General features: G+C 69.7%; 16 protein-coding genes. 8 read left to right on the forward strand and 8 right to left on the reverse strand.

What is annotated here, in order from left to right:
- Nucleotides 1-317: 317 nt before the first annotated feature.
- Together L0U85_RS01270 and L0U85_RS01275 are read right to left on the reverse strand one after the other, a co-directional pair.
- Complete coding sequence (locus L0U85_RS01270; protein WP_241375798.1) at nucleotides 318-617, reverse strand: SHOCT domain-containing protein; 300 nt, start codon at nucleotides 615-617, stop codon at nucleotides 318-320.
- Nucleotides 618-715: 98 nt separating this feature from the next.
- Complete coding sequence (locus L0U85_RS01275; RefSeq protein ID WP_241375799.1) at nucleotides 716-1,309, reverse strand: hypothetical protein; 594 nt, start codon at nucleotides 1,307-1,309, stop codon at nucleotides 716-718.
- A 376-nt stretch (nucleotides 1,310-1,685) separates the two neighbouring features.
- On the opposite strand from L0U85_RS01275, the gene disA reads away from it, so the two are divergent.
- On the forward strand, nucleotides 1,686-2,708 hold the full coding sequence (gene disA, locus L0U85_RS01280; protein WP_241375800.1) for a DNA integrity scanning diadenylate cyclase DisA: 1,023 nt from the start codon (nucleotides 1,686-1,688) through the stop codon (nucleotides 2,706-2,708).
- 31 nt (nucleotides 2,709-2,739) lie between these two features.
- Here disA and L0U85_RS01285 read toward each other — a convergent pair whose 3' ends face one another.
- Nucleotides 2,740-3,402 carry a hypothetical protein gene (locus L0U85_RS01285; RefSeq protein WP_241375801.1) on the reverse strand — a complete coding sequence of 221 codons (663 nt, stop codon included), beginning with the start codon at nucleotides 3,400-3,402 and terminating at the stop codon, nucleotides 2,740-2,742.
- Between the two features lie 60 nt (nucleotides 3,403-3,462).
- Here L0U85_RS01285 and L0U85_RS01290 point away from each other — a divergent pair, with 60 nt between their 5' ends.
- Nucleotides 3,463-4,335 carry an A/G-specific adenine glycosylase gene (locus L0U85_RS01290; protein WP_241375802.1) on the forward strand — a complete coding sequence of 291 codons (873 nt, stop codon included), beginning with the start codon at nucleotides 3,463-3,465 and terminating at the stop codon, nucleotides 4,333-4,335.
- Nucleotides 4,336-4,871: 536 nt separating this feature from the next.
- Here the strand turns inward: L0U85_RS01290 and L0U85_RS01295 are convergent.
- Nucleotides 4,872-5,093, reverse strand: coding sequence for a BldC family transcriptional regulator (locus L0U85_RS01295; protein WP_241375803.1), 222 nt, complete (start codon nucleotides 5,091-5,093; stop codon nucleotides 4,872-4,874).
- A gap of 206 nt (nucleotides 5,094-5,299) precedes the next feature.
- A complete protein-coding gene (locus tag L0U85_RS01300) occupies nucleotides 5,300-6,136 on the reverse strand; it encodes a hypothetical protein (protein WP_241375804.1) in 837 nt (278 codons plus the stop codon).
- A gap of 477 nt (nucleotides 6,137-6,613) precedes the next feature.
- On the opposite strand from L0U85_RS01300, the gene L0U85_RS01305 reads away from it, so the two are divergent.
- Nucleotides 6,614-7,843: a Glu/Leu/Phe/Val dehydrogenase dimerization domain-containing protein gene (locus L0U85_RS01305; RefSeq protein WP_241375805.1), complete on the forward strand. Its 1,230-nt coding sequence runs from the start codon at nucleotides 6,614-6,616 to the stop codon at nucleotides 7,841-7,843.
- 79 nt (nucleotides 7,844-7,922) lie between these two features.
- On the forward strand, nucleotides 7,923-8,189 hold the full coding sequence (locus tag L0U85_RS01310; protein WP_277605238.1) for a DUF3073 domain-containing protein: 267 nt from the start codon (nucleotides 7,923-7,925) through the stop codon (nucleotides 8,187-8,189).
- Between the two features lie 217 nt (nucleotides 8,190-8,406).
- Here the strand turns inward: L0U85_RS01310 and L0U85_RS01315 are convergent, their stop codons facing one another.
- Nucleotides 8,407-9,132, reverse strand: coding sequence for a hypothetical protein (locus L0U85_RS01315; RefSeq protein ID WP_241375807.1), 726 nt, complete (start codon nucleotides 9,130-9,132; stop codon nucleotides 8,407-8,409).
- 202 nt (nucleotides 9,133-9,334) lie between these two features.
- On the opposite strand from L0U85_RS01315, the gene L0U85_RS01320 reads away from it, so the two are divergent.
- The 4 genes from L0U85_RS01320 to L0U85_RS01335 are packed head-to-tail and all read left to right on the forward strand — an operon-like array spanning nucleotide 9,335 to nucleotide 13,279.
- Entirely contained in the window at nucleotides 9,335-10,780 is a 1,446-nt protein-coding gene (locus L0U85_RS01320; protein WP_277605239.1) for an aldehyde dehydrogenase family protein, read from the forward strand.
- 3 nt (nucleotides 10,781-10,783) lie between these two features.
- Nucleotides 10,784-11,347, forward strand: a complete 564-nt coding sequence (locus L0U85_RS01325) for a hypothetical protein (RefSeq protein ID WP_241375809.1) — start codon at nucleotides 10,784-10,786, stop codon at nucleotides 11,345-11,347.
- 48 nt (nucleotides 11,348-11,395) lie between these two features.
- The gene (locus L0U85_RS01330) at nucleotides 11,396-12,244 is read left to right on the forward strand and encodes a hypothetical protein (RefSeq protein WP_241375810.1); all 849 of its coding nucleotides are present in this window, start codon (nucleotides 11,396-11,398) and stop codon (nucleotides 12,242-12,244) included.
- A gap of 57 nt (nucleotides 12,245-12,301) precedes the next feature.
- Nucleotides 12,302-13,279: a hypothetical protein gene (locus L0U85_RS01335; RefSeq protein WP_241375811.1), complete on the forward strand. Its 978-nt coding sequence runs from the start codon at nucleotides 12,302-12,304 to the stop codon at nucleotides 13,277-13,279.
- On the opposite strand, the gene pstB is transcribed toward L0U85_RS01335, so the two are convergent.
- Together pstB and L0U85_RS01345 are read right to left on the reverse strand one after the other, a co-directional pair.
- On the reverse strand, nucleotides 13,280-14,125 hold the full coding sequence (gene pstB / locus L0U85_RS01340) for a phosphate ABC transporter ATP-binding protein PstB (protein WP_347177329.1): 846 nt from the start codon (nucleotides 14,123-14,125) through the stop codon (nucleotides 13,280-13,282).
- Nucleotides 14,126-14,252: 127 nt separating this feature from the next.
- On the reverse strand, nucleotides 14,253-15,107 hold the full coding sequence (locus L0U85_RS01345; protein WP_241375812.1) for a DUF6042 family protein: 855 nt from the start codon (nucleotides 15,105-15,107) through the stop codon (nucleotides 14,253-14,255).
- Nucleotides 15,108-15,261 lie beyond the last annotated feature (154 nt).

Genomic DNA, 15,261 nt, shown 5'->3' on the forward strand with positions numbered 1-15,261 from the left:
CTCATCGCTGATCGATTGAAGCCCAAGCGAGAGGCACCGGGGAGCCGAAGACCCCACCCCCTCCCAACCATCCACCTCGTCATCGCCGCCGCCCTTGGCGCAGAACAACCATCCACCCCACACCGCTCCCGCCAGCGCCCCCGCGGCCATTGCCGGGCTCCCAAGGCGCACCCCTCCGACTTTGCGCTTGGACGCATCCCGATGAAAACGAACAGCCCGCGGTCGCTGACATGCCTTGAGCCCTGACCAACCGCCTGAACTGGTCCCGGAGACGAGTTCGGCCCCAGCGATCCCGCTGAGGCCGTTCGATTCGGAGGTCAGGTGGAAGCGGTCGGCGGACTGTCAGGCTTCTCGCCTTCGAGGCGGGTGCGCATGTCCTCGTAAGTGTCCGCGTCGATCTCGCCCGAGGCGTAGCGCCTGTCGAGGATCTCGCGCGGCGAGCCGTGCTGGACCGGATAGGGGGCCCTTACCGGCGGCCTCGGCCCGAGTGGGGCCTCCGGCTTGGTCAGGCGCAGGATCGACCAGACGATAAGGGCGATGAGTGCGGCCCAGAACAGGAAAGTCAGGAGTCCCCAGACCCAGCCGACTCCGTCGTAGTAGTAGTGCGGTCCGTGCATTGTCGGTTCCCACCCTCCATGTTTCGGTTGAGTGGTTCCGACTTCATCATCCGTTGCGTGAACAGGGCTGCATAAAGGCTTAGGGCCGGATCAGAGTTTCACAGCCGGTCGACGACCTGCACGTGTCCGGGCGCGAAGGACGCGAGCCGGGCGAGGAGCTGCTGGGGGTCGGGGTCGAAGTCGTTGCAGCGCATGGCCAGGTCAAAGCCGGCGACAAGGCCCTCAGTGGCGCGGTTGGCTTCGCGAAGGACCGAGCGGGCGATGAACCCGGGGCGATCGGAGCCGCCTCGGCCGAGGTAGACGTCTGTGGCGAGCAGCAGGTACGAGTGCCCTCTGCGCCGGGAACCGACGGTGATCGCCGCGAGCTCTTCGACATTGCTCCAAGGGATGAGAAGGACCTTCCCGAAGCTGGGGCGCACGCGCAGTCCGAAGTGGTTGACCTGCAACTGCGGTGGTCGGACGAGCGGCGCGAGGAGGAACAACGCTCCCAGGGCGGACACGGCGGTGAAGAAGCCGGGGAGCGCGACGACCGGGTTGGCCTCACCGGAGTCGAGGGTGTCGGGCTCGGTGTGGACCAGCCAGAGGAGCGCGCCGATACCCGCGGCGCACACGAGGGCGTAGAGGACCAGCGAGGAGATCCGGCGGGTCGGGGCGGAGCGTTCGACGACGGTCCAGTCCGAGCTTCTTGGCACCGGGTCACCTCCTGACCGCAACTGTAACCAGCGCCGTCGAACCGGCCGTCCCGGGCGGCGAGAGCGGACATGCGACTGAGATGCCAATCAAGGGTGAATGCGCAGCGCATTCGGGGTGAAGAGACGCGAATGAGCGGTGGTATCCGGCGCGGCGGCGACGTGGGGGTCCCTGGTGCGCGGGCCCCATCCGTACACTGGTGGCAACCACCCGGTGTCCGCTTCGTCCGCCCCTCACGGTGAAGCTCGGGAGCCGAACCTCGGCTCCGGGCGTCGGATCATATTGTCCAGCCGGCACCGCCGGATCAGATAGTCCAGTTATTGGGGGGTTCTCGTGCCGGCGATCCCGGATGAAGGCCTACGCGCGACACTGGCCACGATGGCTCCCGGAACGGCGCTGCGCGACGGCTTGGAACGCATCCTGCGGGGCCGCACCGGCGCACTCATCATCGTCGGCTGCGACGACGCGGTGGAGACGATGTGCACCGGCGGGTTCGAGCTCGACATCGAGTTCTCGGCGACCCGCCTGCGCGAACTGTGCAAGATGGACGGCGCGGTGGTGCTGACGACGGACGGCTCGCGGATCGTGCGCGCCGGAGTCCACCTCATGCCCGACCCGACCATCTTCTCGGCCGAGTCGGGCACGCGACACCGCACCGCCGAACGCGTCGCCAAGCAGACCGGCTTCCCCGTCATCTCCGTCAGCCAGTCGATGCACACCATCGGCCTGTACATGGGCCCGATCCACCACCTGCTGGAGCCGTCGACGAAGATCCTCTCCCGCGCCAACCAGGCCCTGGCGACACTGGAGCGCTACAAGCAGCGCCTCGACGAAGTCGCGGGGAACCTGTCGAGCCTCGAGATCGAAGACCTCGTGACCGTCCGCGACGCGGTCACGGTCCTGCAGCGCCTGGAGATGGCCCGGCACATCGCCGACGAGGTCGAGGGCCACGTCATCGAACTCGGCACCGACGGGCGGCTCCTGGCGCTCCAGCTCGACGAGCTCATGGCCGGGGTCGACACCGACCGGGAGCTCATCGTCCGCGACTACCTGCCCGGCGGCACCGACTACCGCAAGGCCCTGCGCACCGTCGACGAGATGGGCTCCACCGAGCTGCTCGACCTGTCAGCGGTCGCCCGCTCGCTCGGGTACGGGTCCTCGCCCGACGCGCTCGAACGCCGTGTGAGCCCCCGCGGGTACCGGATGCTCGCCAAGGTGCCGCGCTTGACCGAGGCCGTGGTCGAACGCGTCGTCTCGCGCTTCGGCACCCTGCCCGAGCTCCTCGGCGTCTCCGTCGAGGACCTCCAGGGCGTCGACGGGATCGGCCCGGGGCGCGCGCAGAACATCCGCGAGAGCCTCACCCGCCTCGCAGAGGTGTCCATACTCGACCGGTACATCTGAGCTCTTCCGGGACCGACCCGCATGGTGGGCCCTAGGTCAGAGTGAGGGACGTGGGCGGGGAGACCGCCTCGCCGAGCCTGGCGCGAATCTCGTAGTCGCCCGCCGGCAATCTCCTGCGGTCACCTCCGCAGCCCGGGTCGGAGGCGCGTGAGTCGAGCGTGAACTCCGCGGTCTGGCCCGCGCCCGCCTCCAGTTCCACCGTGTTCGGCTCCGCCTCCTCGCAGTGCGCCGTCGAATAGACGACGTCCGATCCGGCCGCGAGCTCGACCTCCACCTCGCCGAGCTCGGCCGTGCACGTCGCCTCCGAACCGCTGGCGACCAGAACGCTCACCGGCACCTCGGCCCCCGAGCGCGCCTCGTCGAACGCCGCGACGACCTGCAGCAGCAGCTCCTCCTCGGCGCACGCGGCAATCGCCGGCTCCGTCGGCGACGGCGATGCGCTGCTCGGCTCCGCCTCCGGCGTCGGCGCGATGTGCGGACGCTTCAGCGTGCTCGACTGCGACGGCCGCACCCACTCCTGCGGCTCGGCCTCGCCGTCGACGCTGGCGCCGCCGCCCCCCGAGCCGAGCGCCTTGAACGCGAACACGACGACCACGATCAGCGCGACCGCCGCCCCCGCCACGATCGCCCGGCGCTGCCAGTAGACCGACGGCGGCTCCGAGCCCTTCACGAACCTGTCCTGGAAACGCTGCACTTCGGGACGCTAACCCACCCTCCCGGCGCATCGTCGGAACTACACGCGGAGAATGGGCGCATGCTCGCACCCGACCAGCTCGCCGAACGGCTCCTGCCCTGGTTCGACGCCCAGGGCCGCACCGACCTGCCCTGGAGGCGGCCCGGCACCACCGCCTGGGGCGTTCTCGTCTCCGAGGTCATGAGCCAGCAGACGCAGGTCGCGCGCGCCGCCCCCGTCTGGGAGGCGTGGATGGAGCGCTGGCCGACCCCCGCCGACCTCGCCTCGGCGCCCACCGCCGAGGTCCTCCGCGCCTGGGGCCGCATGGGCTACCCGCGCCGGGCGCTGCGGCTCCAGGAGTGCGCGCGCATCGTCGCCGAGCACCACGGCGGCACTGTCCCCTCCGACCCGGCCGAACTCGAGAAGCTCCCCGGCATCGGCGTCTACACCGCCGCCGCAGTCGCCGTGTTCCACTTCGGCAAGCGCCACCCGGTCGTCGACACGAACGTCCGCAGGGTCGTCGCGCGCCTCGGCGGCGAGGCCGACGCCGGCACCGCCACCACGAAGGCCGACCTGGCCGCGGCCGAGGCGCTCCTCCCGGCCGAGGCGAGGACGGCGTCCCGGGTGTCGTTGGCGCTCATGGAGCTCGGCGCGCTCGTCTGCACCGCCCGCAAGCCCGAATGCGGCGACTGCCCGGTGGGCGACGCCTGCGGATTCTCGGGGCAGGAGGTCCCGGCCGGTCCGAGCCGCAAGCGCCAGCGCTACAAGGGCACCAACCGGCACGTCCGCGGGGAGGTCATGAAGGTCCTCCGCGAAGCGGACGGACCGGTCGAACGGGGCCGGATCGACGCGGCCTGGCCTGATCCGCGCATGCTCGACGAGGCCGTCGCCCAGCTCATCGCAGAGGGGCTCATAGAGACCGACGAAAACGGTCGATTCGAGTTGCCGTCTTAGTGACAAGCGGCGTTCCCACTGCTAACGTATGAATTGAGAGAACTTCACGATGCTCGGTTGGTGCCGATTCTTAGAGTCGGCGGCTCTGGGTCCGACTCCGCTTCTCACACAAGCGGGGCACCGGACGGGCCAACAGGCCCGTGCTCACCGCCGGTGCCAGAGCCGACACACCTACCGCCAAGGCCGCCCCCGCGCGGCCGGCCAGGAACACGACGACGCGGCTCGCGCCATCACAACGTCGCGTCGACCGCGGACCAGCCGCATGAAAGCGGCCGAGGCGAATGCGAACGCCGTCAGGCGTCGCGACCGGGCAACGACGATGCCGCCGAGGTACCGCGCGCTCAGACCCCGGCGGCACCGTCACGTTTCAACCGGCCACCGCTTGCCGAACTCTATGGCGCCCGTTCAGGGCAAGAAAAACGCCGCCCGCACACGTGCTGACGGCTGCTGCCGGGTTCGGCGGGCCCTGAGGGAGGGCCCGCGCTTCCCGACTCGATCGGTTCCGGCGGCCGGCAGGGTGGTCCGGCCAGCCCGGGCTACTCGCCCGATTCGCGCTGGCCGGGGATGTCTCCGTTGATGAGGGCGCGGATCTCCGACTCGCGGTAGCGGCGGTGGCCGCCGAGGGTGCGGATCGCCGAGATCTTCCCCGCCTTGGCCCAACGGGTGACGGTCTTGGGATCGACGCGGAACATCGCGGCGACCTCAGAGGGTGTGAGCAGGGTCTCGGTTTCAACCGGAAGGTTCAAATCTGTCGTCATCGTTCGTTCTCCTCCACAGGCGGGCTTGGAATCACCGGCTGCCGCAGCCTCGATTCTTTCCTTCTCCAATCGTCCGTGCTGTCGTAGATGTCCGACATAGTCCGAACGGCCGATTTTGGCTGGACTTTCCGCTCGTTCACCTCATCCGAGTGATCACTCCACAGGAGAATCCGGTGCTCGCGAGCGCACTGCCTCGACTGTGAAGTTCAATTCAACCGCTCGGCGAGACGACGATCACGCCATCGCTCCACCAGGCGCGCATAGCAGTCCTGCGCGGCCTCCCTCTCGCCCGCGCCGAGCTTGTCGAGCGCCTCCCAGGTGATGTCTACCGAGTCCTCCCGACGCAGCTCCTCGTCGTCCATGCGCGCGACCAGGCCGCCGTAGTCGAGCTCGACGAGCGAGTCGTGGCCGAAGCCCTCCAGCCACTCGGCCGTCTCGCCGATCGCCGCCGCGAGGTCGGCGTCGTCGCCGAATTCGGCGCGGAGGAGGTTGCGGGCGACGACGAGCTGCGTGCGAGCCTTCGCGATCGGGGTGCGGTAGCGCAGCCACGTGGCGCGGGGGCGGACGACGAGCTGACGGTCCTCGGGCCGGACGCAGGCGAACCAGCGCAGCGGCACCGACCAGGACGCGACCTGCTCATGGGTGTCGGCCGGCGCCTCGTGCCGGTCGGTGAGGTCGTCGTGGGCGACGACCTCCGCGGCCGAGGCGAGGAAGTCCGGCGGGACGAGCGCCTCGGCGACCGCCTCCGGCGTCAGGCGGCGCAGCTCCAGCGCCGCCTGGGCGATCCGGTAGCGCAGGTTCCACGGGCACACCAGCGGGTCGGCGTCCTCGCCGCGGTCGATGACGTAGGCCTCGCGCCCGAAGGAGGGGACACTCCGCCAGGGCCATCCGACGCGCTCGTAGAGTGCTTCTCGGCGCAGCCTCGGGCCCTCGTGCTGTTCGGGCGCCCGTCCGGACGCGGCGTAGGCGCGCCAGTAGTCGGCGTCGGCGAAGGCCCCGGCCGGCTCGTAGACGCGCAGATACGAAGCGTTCGGTTCGTACACGAGGCAGATACTTCCACAGCGCCCACCGACGCGACCGAGTGCCTTCGCCGATCAAGGTGATTCGGATCGCATCCGAATCACCGTCACCTCGCAGGAGGCCGGGCCGTTAGCCCATGCGTCGGATGATCGCTCGCCCGAGCGAAGAGCAAGGAGCACCTGGAATGGAGCGAGACCCGAGCGCGCGGCGCCGCCGTCCGTACGCACCTGCCGCTGTGGGAACTGCCAGACCACCAGACGACGGGACAGGAATTCCGCGCTGGTGATTCTCGGCCCGGGCTGATTTCGCCGCTGAGACCGGAAGTCCTCGGCGGCCGAGGGACGCGCAGGCGGCCAGAGTTGGGAATCTCCTCATCCGAGACGAGAATGCGAAGTCATAGACTGGTCGCGTAGCCGTACCCGTGCTACGCCAAAACGCCCCGGCCGCGATCCGGCCGATCATAGGGCGGGTCCGGCCCGCCCACGGAACTGGAGCAAGTCATGAGCATCTTCGACGAATGCGGCCATGAGCAGGTCGTGTTCTGCCACGACCCGGACTCCGGGCTGCGCGCGGTCATCGCGATCTACTCGACCGCGCTCGGCCCTGCCCTCGGCGGCACCCGCTTCTACCCCTACGCGACCGAGCAGGAGGCCCTCACCGACGTGCTGCACCTGTCGGAGGGCATGGCCTATAAGAACGCGCTCGCCGGGCTCGACCACGGCGGCGGCAAGGCCGTCATCTGGGGCGACCCGGCCACCGACAAGAGCGAAGCGCTCCTGCGCGCCTACGGCCGCTTCGTCGAGTCCCTCGGCGGTCGCTACGTGACCGCCTGCGACGTCGGTACCTATGTGGAGGACATGGACGTCGTCGCGCGCGAGTCGCGGCACGTCACCGGCCGGTCGCCCGAGGCCGGCGGTGCCGGCGACTCCTCGATCCTCACCGCTTTCGGCGTCTTCCAGGCCATGCGGGCCGCCGCCCGCCACCGCTGGGGCTCAAGCGACCTCTCCGGGCGCACGGTGGGCATCGCGGGGCTCGGCAAGGTCGGCCGCCACCTGCTGCCGCACCTGACCGAGGCCGGCGCCGACATCGTCGCCACCGACATCTCCGAGGCCGCCCGCGTCTGGACCGCCGAGCAGTTCCCGAAGGTGCGCCTGGTGTCCGACACCGACGAGCTCATCGCCTCCGGTCTCCACCTCTACGCCCCGTGCGCCCTGGGCGGGGTGCTCAACGAGCATTCTGTGAAGATCCTCGACGCCGATGTCGTCTGCGGCGCGGCCAACAACCAGCTTGCCGAGCCCGGCGTCGCCGACGAGCTCGAACGGGCCGGGATCCTCTACTGCCCGGACTACGTGGTCAACTCCGGCGGGGTCATTCAGGTCGGTGACGAGTACGGCGGCGCCTTCGACTTCAAGCGGGCCGAACGCCACACCGCGACGGTCTTCGACACCACCGCGGCCATCCTCGATCGCGCCGAGGACGACGGTGTCACGCCGGTCGCCGCCGCCGACGTCATCGCCGAGGAGCGCATGGCCGCCGTCGGCCGACTCCAGCGGCTGCGCCTGTTCAGGTTATCGGTCGCTCACATCGCGGGAGCCGACTCCCGCGATGTGAACTCGTGTTCACGCTGCACCGGGCCGCTCGCCGGTCCGGTCTCGACTCGATCGCCCGTAATCTGTGGCATCGAACTCATGGGCCGGGATGCAACCGAGCGCCGCGAGGTTGTACCGTAGGAGCCACGAAGAGATTGCAAGCATGCCGGGGCGCCGAATTGGCTGCCCCGATGATTTCTGTGCGAGGGGGTCGAGCCATATGGGGCGCGGCCGAGCTAAGGCAAAGCAGACCAAAGTGGCCCGGAAGCTCAAGTACCATGCTCCGAACACCGACCTGCGCGCGCTCGAGCGCGAGCTCTCAGGCGGTCGTGAGGATGCCGGTGACGTCGAGCCTGACGAGCCTGAAGAGGACCCGTACGCTGCTTACGCCGATCGGTACAACGCGGACGACGACGAAGTCCGTGAGGATGACTGGATCCCGCCGGACAAGAGGTTAGCCGTCTCGGCGGAGCTCGCAGCCCTGTAGGCCGCGGGCCTGGCCCGGTCCGGCATCTGCAATCCACATATCTGGCATCAACCGCGTTCACCGCCGACCTCCGCGCCGGTCCCACCGACCCGTGCGCCGCGAAGCAGTGGAGGCGGGTCGGGCGTCGATGCGGTCGGTCCCGACGAAGCGAGAACACAGCACAGCACTAAGACGAGGCGGTCGCGACCACGGGTCGCGACCGCCTCGTCCGTTCCGTCTACTGCTGCGGCGGCTGCGGCCACTGGTTCTGCTGGGTCGGCTGGGAGCCTGCATAGCCGGTAGCGTAACCGCCCGGTTGCTGCGGCTGCTGCTGCGCCGCCTGCTGCGGCGCCGCGGCCTGCTGCTGGGCGGCAGCCTGCTGCTTGGCGGCCTTCGCCGCGGCTTCGTCGGCGCTCCCGGGAACCATGATCGCGCCGGCCACGAACACGCCGTAGGCGCCGAGCAGCAGGATCGCCGCGATCCACGCCGAGGCGTCCGAGCCGCTGTCGCCGTCGGGCAGGTCGAGCACGACGTACAGGAACTCCGCCAAGAACACCGCACCCGCGGCCAGCGTCAACGTCTTCCACAGGGGACGCAGTCGCTCCCCCGCGAACAGCGTCAGCGCGAACATGACGATGACGCCCACCAGCGTGGTCTGGACGCCGCCGAACTCGCTGCCGATGTACTCGCCCAGCCTCGTGCTGTCGCTGGTTCCGGCGATGAGTCCTGCCAGGGCCAGCGCGCCCAGGCCCGACATCCCCAGGATCGCGGACATCGAGGGGACGCCGAGCTTGTCGAACAGCGACGGGCTCTGGGGAGCGTAGGCCGCGTACTGCTGCTGCTGGGCCTGCTGAGCCTGGTACTGCGCCTGCGGCGAGGCGTACTGGGGCGGGTACCCCTGCTGTTGCGGTTGGCCGGAGGTCGGCTGCTGCGGATACCCCGCACCTGATTGCTGTTCACTCATTACTTCATCATGCCTTGCGGACGCAAGATCGGGGACAAGCGGGTGCGAAGGGTGCCGGAGAGGTGTCTGCGCGTCGACGATGGCCCCTCGCAGCAGGCGAGGTACCCGCTCGTCGAGAACAGGGGACCGAAAACTGGTGCGATGCGGGACCACGCGCGCGAGATGAGAGCGAGCGGCCGATACGAGACCGTAGGCTGGGGGCATGTCGCAACGTCTCCGTCCCGTTTCACCGATTTGGGTGGCAGGCCGTCCGCAGCACGGCGAGGAGGAATTCTTCGTCACCCATCCCTACGACGACTCGCCGGTGGGCGCCACGTCCTGGGCCACTTCGGGCCAAGTCGAGGCGGCCGTCGCCGCCGCCTCGGGGGTCGCCCGCGAGGCCGCGGCACTGCCCGCGCACGTCCGCGCCGAAGCGCTCGAACACGTCAGGCGCCGCCTCGACGAGGAGGCCGAGACGTGCGCCGAGCTCATCACCGCCGAGTCCGGGAAGCCGATCTCGTGGGCCAGGATCGAGGTGCGCCGGGCGGTCTCGACGTTCCGGTGGGCCGCCGAGGAGGCCCGCCGGTTCTCAGGGGCGGTGCAGCGGCTCGACACCGACGCGTCCGCAGAGGGCCGCATGGCGCTGGTGCGTCGATTCCCGCGCGGCCCGGTAGTGGGCATCACTCCGTTCAACTTCCCGCTGAATCTGGTGGCGCACAAGATCGGGCCGGCGATCGCCGCGGGCTGCCCGATCGTGCTCAAGCCGGCTCCGGCGACGCCGCTGTCGGCGCTGCACCTGGGCGCGCTGTTCTCCGAGACCGAGTTGCCTCCGGCGATGCTCTCAGTGCTGCCGGTGCCGAACGAGCGGGCCGGGCAGCTGGTGGAGGACTCGCGGCTGCCGGTGGTGTCGTTCACCGGTTCGGCCCCGGTCGGCGCGCAGATCGTCCGGCAGGTCCCGGGCAAGCACGTGACGCTGGAGCTGGGAGGCAACGGGGCGGTGCTGGTGGCCGCGGACTACCCGAAGCGGGACTGGGCGGCGGAGCGGATCGCGACGTTCGGGAACTACCAGGCAGGGCAGTCGTGCATCGCGGTGCAGCGCGTGTACGTGGAGGCCCCCGCGTTCAACGACATGGCGCTGCGGATCACCGAGAAGGTCGAGTCGCTGCCGTCGGGAGACCCGAACGACCCGGCGTGCAAGGTCGGGCCGATGATCAGCGCCGCGGCGGCCGACCGGGTCGAGTCGTGGGTGGGTGACGCGGTCGAGGCCGGCGCGAAGGTGCTGTGCGGCGGTTCGCCGCGCTCGGGCGCGAACCTGGAGCCGACGGTGCTCTCGGACGTGAGGGCGGACGCGCTGGTACTGCGCGAGGAGGTATTCGGGCCGGTGCTGGTGCTGCAGAGCGTGGACTCGTTCGAGGCGGGCCTGGCCGCGATCAACGACTCCAAGTACGGGCTGCAGGCGGGGGTGTTCACCGAGAACCTGCCGCAGGCGATGAAGGCGCATCGGGAGTTGGAGGTCGGCGGCGTCGTCATCGGCGACGTGCCGTCGTTCCGGGCCGATCAGATGCCGTACGGGGGCGTGAAGGCGTCCGGGATCGGCCGGGAGGGTGTGGCGTCCGCGATGGACGATTACACGGTCGAGCGGGTCCTGGTCATCCCAGATACGCTGTAGCGCATGAGCTACCCCCCGCATGCGTCGGTCCATTCACCCCGGAATCCGTACACGCCGCAGGGTGGGCGGCCCGGTCCGCCCCGCCGGAACATGGCGCTCGTCGGCGGCATCGTCGTCGGTTGCACGGCCTTGCTGCTCGGCTCGATCCTGATGGTGGCGTTCGTCGTCAACCGCGGCGGTGGGAACGCCGCGGCCGAGGATCCGGCGGAGACCACCGACGGTGCCGAGGAGGCCGGCATCGAGTCGGGGTCCAACGACCCCGAGGAGGTCGCGGTGACGGTGGCCGAGATCCTGTACGGCCTGAGCGGTGAGGGCTCGGAAGGCTATGTCTGCGCCGATCCGAGCTCCGCGCTCGCGGACGTCGAGCAGACCGGCGCCATCGCGGCCGAGATGCTCGGAGAGCTCAGTGAGCTGCTGGAGGGCGTCACCGCCACCGGTTCCTCGCGGGAGGGCGATGCGATGCTGGTGGACGTCGCGTTCATCGCCTCGGGGGCCCAGAGCCCGGCGGGCACGGTCGAGCTCGTCGTCGAGGACGGCCTGTGGAAGGCGTGCGACTTCACTTACTGACGACCGGGGCCCTCGGAACGCATTGACACCGCCTTATAGCTTGGCATCATGAGCGTCCCTCCGAACTACAGCGTTCCGCCCGAGCGCCCGCCGACCCCGGACTACGGGTTTCAACCACAGCATGGCGGCCCGACGGCCCCGGAGGATCCCAAGCCGCGCAACTACGCCCTCATCGGCGGCATCGTCGTGGGCTGCACCGTGCTCGGGCTCGGGACGATCCTGCTGCTCGCACTCGGGCTCACCAGGGGCGGCGAGGAGGCCGACCCCCCGGCCGCCGCGGCCGAGACGACCTCTGCGGCCGAGGAGGAGGCGACGACGCCCCAGGCCGAGGAGACCACGACCGAGGCCGCCGACGACGAGATCGGCCGGTGTCTGATCCGCGAGCCCGCGATCATCGGGGACGGCCTGGAGCTGCTGGACTCCTGCGAGGACCCCGAGGCGTTCTGGACGATCACGAACATGTCCTACGACGTCGACGCGGACGTCGACGACGAGGGGGGCCTGGCCGACACACAGGTCGCCTACGATCTGTGCGGCGAGGAGTACGGTGCCGCCCGGCTCGGCGAGACGTGGACGAACTGGCACTGGGTGTACTCCTCGGGCACGGTCGACTCCCTGTACTGCATCGAGGCGATCGGGAACCCCGACGACGAAGGGCGCCTGCCGTACACACCGGACACCGACGACTGCTTCCCCGACGCCGCCGAGTGGTGGATCGTCCCCTGCGACTCGGACCTGGCGGCCTACGAGGTGACCGACACGATCGAGTTCGACGAGCCGCGGGAGCTCGACGACGACGAGGCCACGGCGGAGGCCGCCTGCGACAGCGATTTCTACTGGAAGGTAGTCGACGTCGAGGACCGCACCACCGCGATCCTCTGCGGCAACGAGCGGTAGCGGGGCGAATGGGCCATTCCGCCCACCAGGACTGAGCATTGCTCATAGTCTGGGGCCATGGTCGAGCCTCCGAACTACGGCAGTCCGCCACCGGGCCCCGATCCCCAGTACCAGTGGGGACGCGGACCCGAGCGGCCGGGCGGCCCTGGCCCGCCGCAGTATCCGCCGCCGGACCAGGACCCGGGCTTCGGACCGGGCGGCGCGCAGCCGCCCTACCCCCCTGGCGGTCCTCCCGGCGGTCCGCCGGGCGGCTATCCGGCCCAGTTCGGGCCGCAGGAGCCGCGCCGGAACCGGACTGGACTCATCATCGGGATCGTCATCGCGGCGGTCGTCCTCGTAGCGGCGCTCGCACTGCTCGGCCTGAGCCTGCTCGGCGGTGACGACGAGCCCGAACCCGGCGCGGCCGAGGACACCTCCGAGGAGGTCACGACAGAGGAGGAGCCCACGGAGGAGGAGACCACCGCACCGCCCGCGGCCGGCGAGGCGGTCGGCCTGTGCCTGCCGCGCGAGCCGCAGGTCTCGGGATTCTCCTTCGACTTCGGCACCTCCTGCGACAGCGACGCGGCGTTCTGGGAGGTCACCGCCGCCTCCGGTGCGGTCGGCGCGAGCGTCGACACCGAAGGCAGGCTCGTGGACCCGCAGGCGGCCTTTCAGGTCTGCGGCGAGGAGTACGGGGCGTTCCAGCTCGGCGAGCTGTGGAAGGACTGGTACTTCACCTACGACGACGCGACACTCGTCGTCGAGGAGCTGTACTGCGTCCAGGCCATCGGCAACCCGGACCCCGAAGGCCGCGAGCCGGTCACGCCCGACACGGGCTCGTGCTTCGACGACTCCGACCACTGGTGGTCCGTGCCGTGCGACTCCGACCTGGCGCTGTACGAAGTGGTCGACACCCTCACCGTCGACCCGCCCGAGGAGATGAGCACCGACGAGGCGAACGACGCCTCGACGCCGTGCTCCGGAGGCGAGTTCTTCTGGCAGGTCACCGACGTGGAGGGCCGCACCACCGCGATCCTCTGCGGTGACGAGGTCTGATCAGCCGAAGCGGCCGGTGATGTAATCCTCGGTGCGCGAGTCGGACGGGTTGGAGAACAGCTTCTGCGTGTCGTCGAACTCGACGAGGTACCCGAAGCGCTCCCCGGTGTCGTCCACATCGGCCGAGTAGAACGCCGTCGAATCCGAGACTCGCGCGGCCTGCTGCATGTTGTGGGTGACGATGACAATCGTGTAGTCCTCGACGAGCTCGTTCATGAGCTCCTCGATGCGGGCCGTCGCGATCGGGTCGAGCGCCGAACAGGGCTCGTCCATGAGCAGGACCTCGGGCTGCACGGCGATGGCGCGCGCGATGCACAGGCGCTGCTGCTGGCCGCCCGAGAGCGCCAGAGCGCTCTTCTTCAGCGTGTCCTTGACCTCGTCCCACAGGGCGGCGCCTCGCAGGGCCCGCTCGACCCGGTCGGACAGGTCGTCGGTCATGCCGTTGATGCGCAGGCCGTAGGCGACGTTGTCGAAGATCGACTTGGGGAACGGGTTGGCCTTCTGGAAGACCATGCCGATGTGGCGCCGCACGGCGATCGGGTCGACGCCGGAGGCGTAGATGTCCTGACCGTGGTAGGTGATCGCACCGGTGACGCGGGCGCCGGGGATGAGGTCGTTCATGCGGTTGATCGAGCGCAGCACCGTCGACTTGCCGCAGCCGGAGGGGCCGATCATCGCGGTGATGCGGTTGCGCGCGACCGGAAGCGAGACGTCCCGCACGGCGTGGGCCTTGCCGTAGTGGACATCGACGCCCTTGAGCTCGATGATCGTCTCAGTGGCCTGCCGGGTTCCGGGGGCCTTCGTCTCGACCTGGACCGGTTCGGTCCGCTGGCCGCTCTCGTTCACTGGCACGCGAACTCCAATCGCCGAATTTCAACCGCCGTTAACGTGTCCTGTACTCATGGAATGCGATACAGGTGCACACCAGTGGGCTTGCAGATGAACGGAGCGTGAACGACGCTTGAGATGCGTCTCAGGCGTGCTCGGGCGGCAGGAGCTCGTCGTTCGGGTAGCCGCCGAGCAGGTCGTCGGAAGCCGTCAGGGTGAACTCCTCGCCGAGGCCGACGGTCGCGAGATCGGCCGGGGTCGACACGTCGCCGTCTTCGGCGAGCTCCATGAGCATGCCGCGGATGACCTGCGGCGGGACGCCCGCGTCGTCCCCGAGTGAGACGAGGTCGAGGGTCACTGTGGCGGAGGACGCGCCGCCCGGCAGCGCGAAGTGTCCCTCGTCGTCGAACTCGTATTCGACGCCGCCGACGCGCCTTACGGCGATCGCGGTGAGCTCTTCGAGGTCGCCGCGCTGGTCGGCGGCCTCCTCGATCGCCTCAAGCTTGTCGAAGGCGAGCACGTCGAACGGGTTGATGTACAGCTGGGGCGAGACGTGCAGCTGGCCGTCGCGGGTCTCGCCGCGGTACAGCCCGAGGGCGAGCAGGAACTCGAGCAGGTCGCGGACGGTGTGCGGGACGGGCAGGCCGCTGCGCTCGCAGTGCGTGGTGAACGTCGCGATGCGCTCCGAGCGCTCGGCGGTGGCGCGGTCGTACTCCTCGCGGGCCTCCTTCTCGACGACCTCCGGGGAGGCGCCGTAGTGGTGCTCGCGGGCCTCGGCGATCCAGTCGTCGACATCGCCGGGGTCGCACCAGACCGGCTCGTTCCAGATGTCCTCCTCGGGGAAGACGTCCGCCCACCAGGTCGCCGGGAACGGGTTCAGCGACGGGACGGTACGGAACAGCTCTATGCTGCACGGCATGAGCCTGATCCACGCGGGGTGCATCGGGGCTTGGACCGGGCCGGACTCGTCGCCGCCGAACGGCCTTTCGAAAGCTTCCACTCGTCGAAGGTAGCAGCGCGGGCCGACGGCGCCGCACGGCTCGGCCCCAGCGTGGTTCGCCTGTAGCGGAATCGGGGCCGCGGGCGGTTTGCGCGGTGGTGCCGCCACGGCGTTTTGTCATCAGTGTTGCTCAGTGCTCGTCGAATGCCTTTTG

Origin of the sequence: Glycomyces sp. L485 (assembly GCF_022548875.1) — a bacterium.
Taxonomy (GTDB): Bacteria; Actinomycetota; Actinomycetes; order Mycobacteriales; family Micromonosporaceae; genus Glycomyces.

Coding starts and splice junctions, on each gene's coding strand:
- L0U85_RS01270 (WP_241375798.1), bottom strand. CDS start 617: ATGCACGGACCGCACTACTACTACGACGGAGTCGGCTGGGTCTGGGGA.
- disA (WP_241375800.1), top strand. CDS start 1,686: ATGGCTCCCGGAACGGCGCTGCGCGACGGCTTGGAACGCATCCTGCGG.
- L0U85_RS01290 (WP_241375802.1), top strand. CDS start 3,463: ATGCTCGCACCCGACCAGCTCGCCGAACGGCTCCTGCCCTGGTTCGAC.
- L0U85_RS01295 (WP_241375803.1), bottom strand. CDS start 5,093: ATGACGACAGATTTGAACCTTCCGGTTGAAACCGAGACCCTGCTCACA.
- L0U85_RS01305 (WP_241375805.1), top strand. CDS start 6,614: ATGAGCATCTTCGACGAATGCGGCCATGAGCAGGTCGTGTTCTGCCAC.
- L0U85_RS01310 (WP_277605238.1), top strand. CDS start 7,923: ATGGGGCGCGGCCGAGCTAAGGCAAAGCAGACCAAAGTGGCCCGGAAG.
- L0U85_RS01315 (WP_241375807.1), bottom strand. CDS start 9,132: ATGAGTGAACAGCAATCAGGTGCGGGGTATCCGCAGCAGCCGACCTCC.
- L0U85_RS01320 (WP_277605239.1), top strand. CDS start 9,335: ATGTCGCAACGTCTCCGTCCCGTTTCACCGATTTGGGTGGCAGGCCGT.
- L0U85_RS01325 (WP_241375809.1), top strand. CDS start 10,784: ATGAGCTACCCCCCGCATGCGTCGGTCCATTCACCCCGGAATCCGTAC.
- L0U85_RS01330 (WP_241375810.1), top strand. CDS start 11,396: ATGAGCGTCCCTCCGAACTACAGCGTTCCGCCCGAGCGCCCGCCGACC.
- L0U85_RS01335 (WP_241375811.1), top strand. CDS start 12,302: ATGGTCGAGCCTCCGAACTACGGCAGTCCGCCACCGGGCCCCGATCCC.